This window comes from Nocardia sp. NPDC004123, from assembly GCF_053603795.1.
This window is the reverse complement of sequence record NZ_JBSGGG010000004.1, coordinates 23,403-32,244: the sequence shown is the minus strand read 5'-3', so window position 1 is coordinate 32,244 and position 8,842 is coordinate 23,403. Positions and strand designations below refer to the sequence as shown.

Annotated in this window: 1 protein-coding gene (running past one end of the window); it reads right to left on the bottom strand. The window is 67.7% G+C overall.

Annotated elements, in window-relative coordinates:
- Nucleotides 1-49: 49 nt before the first annotated feature.
- Nucleotides 50-8,842: the 3' portion of an SDR family NAD(P)-dependent oxidoreductase gene (locus ACWEQQ_RS06325; protein ID WP_452347442.1), read on the bottom strand. It continues 6,987 nt past the right edge of the window; only the last 8,793 of its 15,780 coding nucleotides appear in the window; its start codon lies beyond the right edge, outside the window — the gene reads right to left on this strand; the stop codon is at nt 50-52.

The following is an 8,842-nucleotide window of genomic DNA, read 5'->3' as shown; positions in this document are numbered from 1 at the left end:
TGTGCTAGCTCTTCCTAAGGTCAGCGTGACTCGTCGGCGAATCGCGCCGTCAGTCTTCTGAGGAGTTGTTGTAAGCCAGGTCGATCAGGTCGTCGATATCGAGCTCGTCGATCGATTCCTCGGTGATGCTCTGCTCGATCTCGCCGGGGCTGTCCGGCCCGCCGGCGAGTTTCATGAGGGCATCCAACAGGCCCGCGTCGCGCAGGCGGGTGAGCGGAATCGTCTGGAGAGCTCGGCGAATATCGTTCTCCGACAGATCCGTCGATTGGCCGGTGGGACGCTCGTCGGTGAACTCGTCGGCCAGGTATTCGGCCAGCGCCTGCGGCGTCGGGTAGTCGAATACCAGCGTGGCCGGCAAGCGCAGGCCCGTCACGGTTTTGAGGGCATTGCGGAACTCGACCGCGGTGATCGAATCGAAGCCCAGGTCGCTGAAGGCCCGGTCGGCCGCGATCGCATTCGCGTTCTGATGCCCGAGTACCGCCGCGACCTGACCACGAACGATTTCAGCGAGCACACCGAGGCGTTCGCTCCCGGGAGTATTCGCCAAACGAGTCCGCAGTGCCGCCGGTGCGTCCGAGGCCGCTCTGCGGCGAGCGGGGACCAGGCCGGACAGCAGGGCCGCGGCGAACCCCGCGTTGCGGAGGCTCTCCAGATCGAGACGGGCGAGGATCGGAGCCGCCGTATCGAGTCCGGTGGCCGCGCCGAACAATGCCAGGCCCTGTTCTTCGGACAGCGGCAGCATGCCGGAACGGGCCATGCGCTGCCGGTCGACGTCGCTGAGCTCCGTGGCCATACCGCCGTCGGTGCCCCACAGACCCCACGCCAGCGACTGTCCGCTACGCCCGGATGCCCTGCGGTGCAATGCCAAGGCATCCAGGCAGGCATTGGCCGCGGCATAGTTGCCCTGACCGGGGTTGCCGAATGCGCCGGCCGCCGAACTGAACAGCACGAACGCCTTCAACGGCAGATCGGCGGTCAGCTCGTGCAGGTGCAGGGCGGCGTCGACCTTGGGCCGCAGGACCGTGTCCATGCGATCCGCGGTGAGTGAACCGATGGCGCCATCGTCGAGAACACCGGCCGTATGGAACACACCCGTGAGCGGACGGTCCACCGGGATGGCGGCCAATACCTGCGCGAGCGAGCCACGGTCGGTGACATCGCAAGCGACGAACTCGACCTCGGCGCCGAGATGTTCCAGTTCCGCGCGCAGCTCGGCCGCGCCCGGAGCGGATGCACCGCGTCGGCTCAGCATCAGCAGGTGCCGGACACCCTGGGTGTCGACCAGGTGCCGGGCGAAAAGTCCACCGAGGAAGCCGCTGGCGCCGGTGATCAGAACGGTTTCGTCCGGACCGAGAGCCGAACTCGGCGCTGAGGCGCTCGACGCCGCCGCTCGGGCGAGTCGCGCGACATGCACCTGACCGCCGCGCACGGCGGCCTGGGGCTCCCCGGAGGCCAGGATGCCGCCGAGCAGCCCGTGCAGGTCGGAATCGGTGTCTACCAACACGATCCGGCCCGGGTTCTCCGCCTGCGCGGAACGCACCAGACCACCGACGGCGGCACCGGCCAGGTTCGTAATGTCCTCCCCGGCAACCGATACCGCGCCACTGGTCCGAACCACCAGCACCGACCCGGTGAACCGGTGTCCGGCAGTCCAGGACTGAAGTACTTGCAGTACACCGTGAGTCGCGGCACGAACTCCGGCGGGATCATTACTCGCCGGGCAGTCCAGCACTACGGCGGCGGGAACCTCGTCACCGAGATCCATCCAGGACACGGTGCTGATCTCGGACGCAGATACCGAGAGCGGTGTCCAGTCGACCTGGAACAACGCGTTGCCGACGGTGGATGCGCCGGTGGTCAGCTGTGCGGGATCGATCGGCCGGGAGGCCAGATGCCGCACCGTCGCCACCAGAGCACCGGTCGGATCCGCCAGCTCCATGGCCACCGCGTGCTCGCCGACGCGGGTCAGCCGGACGCGCAATGCGCCCGGTTCCGCCGCGTGCACGGTGACACCGGACCACTCGAACGGCAATGCCGGTCCGGTTCCCTCCGTGGACAGGTGGCCCGCCAGTCGCAGTGCGTGCAGCGCGGCATCGAGCAGAGCTGGATGCAGCCCGAAACCCTTGGCGTCCTGCGGATCCGGAAGGGCGACCTCGGCGAATACGTCATCGCCGCGCTGCCATGCCGCCTGCAATCCCTGGAAGAAGGGACCGTAGCCGTACCCGGCTTCGAGCAGCTCGTCGTAGACACTGTCGATGGGCAGGAGCTGCGCACCGACCGGAGGCCACGAGGTGAGGTCGACAAGAGCCGCCACCTCGTCCGATGCAAGTGCGCCTTCAGCATTCAGCGTCCACGACGTGGCGGAATCGACGTCGCTATCGGGGCAGGAGTAGATCCGCACCGCGCGACGGCCGGTCTCATCCTCGGCCGCGACCACGATGCGCACCGCGACGCCGCCGGACTCCGGCAGCACCAGCGGAGCCTGAAGCACCAAGTCCTCCAGGCTGGTGTGGCCGACTCGCTCCCCGGCATACAGGGCGAGTTCGACCAAACCGGTGCCGGGGAACAACACGGTGCCCAGGACCCGGTGATCGGCCAGCCACGGATGGGTCTCCACCGAGAGGCGACCGGTCAGGATCACCGCGCCGGAGTCCGGTTGCGACAGCATCGCCGAAATCAGAGGGTGCCCGGTCGCCGCCAGACCCATGGCCCGGGCGTCACCGGTACCCGCGGACCCCTCGCGCATCCAGTAGCGGCGACGCTGGAAAGCGTAGGTGGGCAGGTCGATTCGCTGGGCTCCCGTCCCGGCGTACACACCGGACCAGTCGACGGGAGCGCCGACCACGAACAGTGTGGCCACCGCAGTCAACACGGCCGACGCATCGGCATGGTCTCGACGTGCCAGCGCCACCACCGTGGCGGCCGAGCCATCCCCGTCATCGAGAGTCTGGGCGACCATCGGGGTCAGCACCGCGTCGGGACCGACCTCGGCGAATCTGGACACACCCAGACCCGCCATCGCGGTGACCGCATCGGCGAAACGCACGGTGTCCCGGACCTGATCCACCCAATACGACGAATCCGAAATCTCGTCACCGATCCGGGCACCGGTCACCGTCGACACCAACGGGATACTCGGGCGGGCGAACGCCAAACCCTCGATCGCCGAAGCGAACTCGGCCAGCATCGGCTCCATCAAGACCGAATGGAAGGCATGCGAGACACGCAACCGATGCGTCCGCCAACCGTGCCCGGCACACCGCTCAGCGACCGCCACGACAGCGTCTTCGACGCCGGAGAGCACCACCGACGACGGACCATTCACCGCCGCGATCGACACGCCACCGGACACCAGCAGGGGCAGCACATCGATCTCGGAGGCGCCGACAGCAACCATCGCGCCACCGGTGGGCAGTGCCTGCATCAAACGACCACGGGCAGCCACCAATACACACGCATCCGTCAGGGACAGCACACCGGCTACATGCGCGGCAGCCACCTCACCGATCGAGTGACCCGCCACCACATCGGCACGCACACCCCAGGATTCGAGCAGCCGGAACAGCGCCACCTCGAACGCGAACAAACCCGCCTGCGCGAACACCGTCTGGTCGACCAGATCACTGTCAGCCAACGCCTCACTCAGCAAAACCTGCTGCCCCAGCAACAGATCCAGCTCGGCGACGATCGCGTCGAATGTCTCAGCGAATGCCGGATATGCGGCACGCAGTTCGGTGGCCATACCGGCCCACTGCGCACCCTGACCCGAGAACACCACACCCGTCGAACCCGACACCACACGACCGGTCACCACACCGGGTGCCTGCACACCCGCAGCCAGTGCCCGCGCTCCCGCGAGGAGACCATCACGGTCCTCGGCCACCACAACTGCGCGATGCTCGAACACGGCACGCGTCGATGCCAGCGAGAAGCCGATATCGATCGGATCATGTTCGGCCACAGCCGATGTCAGGCGGGCAACCTGATCGGCGAGCGCCTCGTCACTGCGCGCCGAGAGCATCCACGGCACTACGCTCGGCACCGCATCCACGGCAGCCTGTTCCACCGTAGGCGCAGTCGCCGGGGCCTGCTCGACGATGACGTGCGCGTTGGTACCGCTGATACCGAACGAGGACACACCCGCACGACGCGGACGATCCACCTCCGGCCACGCCACCGCCTCGGTCAACAACCGGACATGACCCTCGGACCAATCCACCTTCGTGGAGGGCTGATCCACATGCAAGGTTCGGGGCAGCACGCCATGGCGCATCGCCATGACCATCTTGATCACACCACCCACACCGGCCGCAGCCTGGGCATGACCGATATTGGACTTCAACGAACCCAACCACAACGGACGGTCCGCATCACGATCCTGGCCGTAAGTCGCCAAAAGCGCTTGAGCCTCAATCGGATCGCCCAGCGTCGTACCGGTGCCGTGAGCCTCCACCGCGTCCACCTCGACCGGCGAGACACCGGCATTCGCCAGCGCCTGGCGAATGACACGCCGCTGCGAGGGACCATTCGGCGCGGTCAGACCATTCGACGCGCCATCCTGATTCACCGCCGAACCGGCGATCACCGCGAGCACCTGATGCCCATTGCGCTGCGCGTCGGACAACCGCTCCAACACGAGAACACCGGCGCCCTCGGACCAGCCCACGCCGTCGGCCGCGTCGGCGAAGGACTTGCACCGTCCATCCGGGGACAGACCCCGCTGACGACCGAACTCGAGGAACATGTCCGGGGTGGCCATCACAGCGACACCACCGGCCAATGCCAGATCGCACTCCCCCGACCGCAGCGACTGCGACGCCAGATGCAGCGCCACCAGCGACGACGAACACGCCGTATCCACGGTGACCGCAGGGCCTTCCAGGCCGAACACGTAGGACACCCGGCCCGAGACCAAACTGCCCGCGGCACCGCTACCGGTGCCGGTCGCCTGGGCGTAGTCGTGGTACATCACGCCGGTGAAGACACCGGTCGAACTGCCGCGCAGCACCGCCGGATCCACGCCGGCGCGCTCCAGCGCCTCCCATGAGACCTCCAGCAGCAACCGCTGCTGCGGATCCATCACGGTCGCTTCATTGGGACTGATCCCGAAGAAGTCCGCATCGAATTCCGCTGCCGAGTACAGGAATCCACCCTGGCGGGTATAGGTCTTGCCCGCCTTGCCGGGTTCGGGATCGTAGATGCCCTCGAGGTCCCAGCCGCGGTCCATCGGCATCTCGCCGGTGGTGTCGATGCCCGAGGTGACCAGCCCCCACAGGTCTTCGGGCGAGGCGACGCCACCGGGGTAGCGGCAGCTCATCGCCACCACCGCGATCGGGTCATCGCCGGTTCGGACCCGGCTGACCGCGACCTCCTCGACGGCTGCGCTGCCGGTGAGCTGGGAGTCGATGAACTCGGCGACGATCTGCGCGTTGGGGTAGTCGAAGACGAGCGTCGCGGGCAGCTGCAGACCGGTCGCGGCATTGAGTTTGTTGCGGAACTCGATGGCGCTCAGCGAGTCGAAACCGAGCTGCTGGAAAGCCTGCTGGGGTTCGACAGCTGCCATGGAGGCGTGCCCGAGGATCTCGGCGGCCACTGATCGGACGAGGTCGAGCTGAGCGGTCTTGCGATCGGCGTCCGACAGTCCGGCCAGCGTACGCAGGAACGCCTGGCCCGCCGCCGGCGTCCGGCGGCGGACCGGGGCCGGTACGAGCACGCGGACCAGGGCAGGAATCTGCTCGCCCCGGGTCCGGAGCACGGCCTTGTCGACCCGCAGCGCCACCAGCTGTGCGGTCTCGGTCGATATCGCCGCATCGAACAGCGCCAGACCCTCGGCCTCGGAGAGCGGCGGGAAACCCTGTCGGCGCATCCGGTCGAAGTCGTCCTCGGACAGTTCGGTTCCGAGTCCGCTCGAGCGCGCCCACATTCCGTAATCCAGGGACGTGGCAGGCAATCCCAGGCCGCGGCGATGCGCCGCCAGCACATCCAGGAAGACATTCGCCGCGGCGTAGTTCGCTTGGCCGGCAGCCAGCACCAGGCCGCCCGCGGACGACACCAGCACGAACAATGACAGCGAGAGGTCGCGAGTGAGCTCGTGCAGATGCCACGCCGCGTCGACCTTGGGCCGGAAGACGCCGTCGATGCGATCCGCGGTGATCGACTCGATCACGCCGTTGTCGGCGGTTCCCGCCGCGTGCACCACACCCGTCAGCGGATGCTGCTCCGAGATGCTGTCGAGCAGTGCCGCGAGCGCGTTTCGATCGGAGACGTCGCACGCGGCGACGGTGACCTCGGCACCGAGCTCGGCCAGCTCCTGACGAAGCTCGGCAGCGCCGGGCGCATCCAGGCCACGCCGAGAGGTCAGAAGCAGATGGCGCACACCGTGTTCGGCCACGAGGTGCCGTGCGATCACCGCGCCCAGACCGCCCGTGCCACCGGTGATCAGGACAGTGCCCGGTGTGGTCGATCGATCGATCGTGCCGGGTGCGTGACCGGTCAGACGCGGCACGAACACGCTCGTGCCCCGGAGGGCCACCTCCGGCTCCGACGCGACCGCGGCGGCCACGGCCGCCACGGCGGACGGATCACCGTATTCATCCAGATCGAGAAGCTGGAAACGACCCGGGTTCTCCGCCTGCGCGGCACGCAGCAAGCCCCAGACCGGCGCCTGCGCCAGATCGATATCCTCGGAATCATCCACGGACACTGCGTTTTTGGTGAGCACCACCAGACGAGAACCGGCGAAACGAGTGTCGGACAACCAACCCTTGACGGCTTCGAGGACGCTGGTCGCGACCTGCCGTGCGGCTCGAGGCGGCACATCGTCGAAGTGCGGGCACTCGAACAACACGATCTCGGGAACGACCGAATCGGGATCGACATCCAGATCGGCGATCAATCCCGCGAGGTGACGATGATCGACGGTCGTCGGCGACGGCGCGACAGGGACCCAATCCACCCCGAAGAGGGCTTCCGACACCCGGTCCGTGCCCAGGCGTTCAGCCGATACCGGCCGAGAGACCAAGGCCCCCACCGACATCACCGGCCGGCCCTGCTCATCGGCGAGCTGGACAGCGAACCGGCCCTCTTCACGCACGATGCGCACCCGCAGCGCGGGAGCACCGGCCGAGTGCAACACGACCCGGTTCCAGGTGAACGGCAGCACGGCGGCGCCACCGTCACGGCCGTGAACGATCCCGACATGCAAGGCGGAGTCGAACAGTGCCGGATGAATACCGAAACCCTTGGCGTCCTTCGGGTCCGGCAGCGCGACTTCGGCGAACAACTCATTGCCGCGCTGCCAGGCCGCCCGCAATCCTTGGAAGAACGGGCCGTAGCCATACCCGATGTCGAGCAGCTCGTCGTACACGCCATCGACGGGCAACGGCTGCGCACCGGCCGGAGGCCAGGCGGTGAGGTCGAACTCGGCCACCACCTCGCCCGGGGCGAGAACACCTTCGGCGTGGAGCGCCCACGGGCCCTGTGCCGTCTGCTGCGAATGGACGGTCAGCCGACGACGACCGGCGTCGTCGGCCGCGGCCGCCACCACCTGCACTGCGACACTGCCGTCGGCCGGCAGCGTCAGCGGGGTGTGCAGCACGAGCTCCTCCACCACCGCGCAACCCAGCAGACCGCCGACGTGGCCGGCCAGCTCGACGAAACCGGTGCCCGGCAGCAGCACGGTGCCGAGCACGCTGTGGTCGGCCAGCCATTCGACGGAGTCCAGCGACCAGCGGCCGGTGAAGCTCACCGCACCCGAATCCGGATGCGGCACAACCGCACCGAGCAGGGGATGGTCCACCGCGTCGAGACCGACCGCGGTGACTCCGCCCAGTTCGGCGCCGAGCCACGACTGGGCCAGCATCTGCCGGGCATCGAGCCAGAAGCGCTCGTGCTGGAAAGCATAGGTGGGCAGGTCGATTCGCCGCGCCGCGGTGCCGGTGTAGAAACCGGCCCAGTCCACCTCCGCGCCGGAGACGAACAGCCCGGCCACCGCACTGACGACGGTCGTGGCGTTCGCGTTGTCACGCCTGGTCAGCGCGATGGCGGTTGCGGTATCGAGAGTTTGGGCGACCATCGGGGTCAGCACCGCATCGGGACCGACCTCGGCGAACCTGGACACGCCCAGGCGGGCCATTGCGGTGACCGCGGCGGCGAACCGCACCGTGTCCCGGACCTGACCGACCCAATACGACGGGGCCGACATCTCGTCGCCGATCTCGTCGCCGGTCACCGTCGACACCAACGGAATACGCGGACTGCCGAAGGTCAAACCCGCTATGGCCGTGGCGAATTCGGCCAGCATCGGTTCCATGAGGGTCGAGTGGAAGGCATGCGAAACGCGCAGTCGATGTGTCCGCCAACCCTGCTCGGCACACCGCTCGACGACAGCGGCGACGTCGTCCTCGATGCCGGAAAGCACCACCGACGCAGGGCCGTTGACCGCCGCGATCGACACCTCACCGGCCAGCAACGGCAACACATCGGACTCGGACGCACCGACCGCGACCATCGCCCCACCAGCGGGCAATGCCTGCATCAACCGGCCACGCGCCGCCACCAGCACACACGCATCCGCCAGAGACAACACCCCGGCCACATGCGCGGCAGCGACCTCACCGATCGAGTGACCCGCCACCACATCGGCACGCACACCCCAGCATTCGAGCAGCCGGAACAACGCCACCTCGAACGCGAACAAACCCGCCTGCGCAAACACCGTCCGATCAACCAGATCAGCGTCCGCCAACGCCTCACTCAACGAAACCGACTGCCCCAGCAACGGATCCAGCTCAGCAACAATCCCATCGAACGCCTCGGCGAACACCGGATACGCCGCACGCAA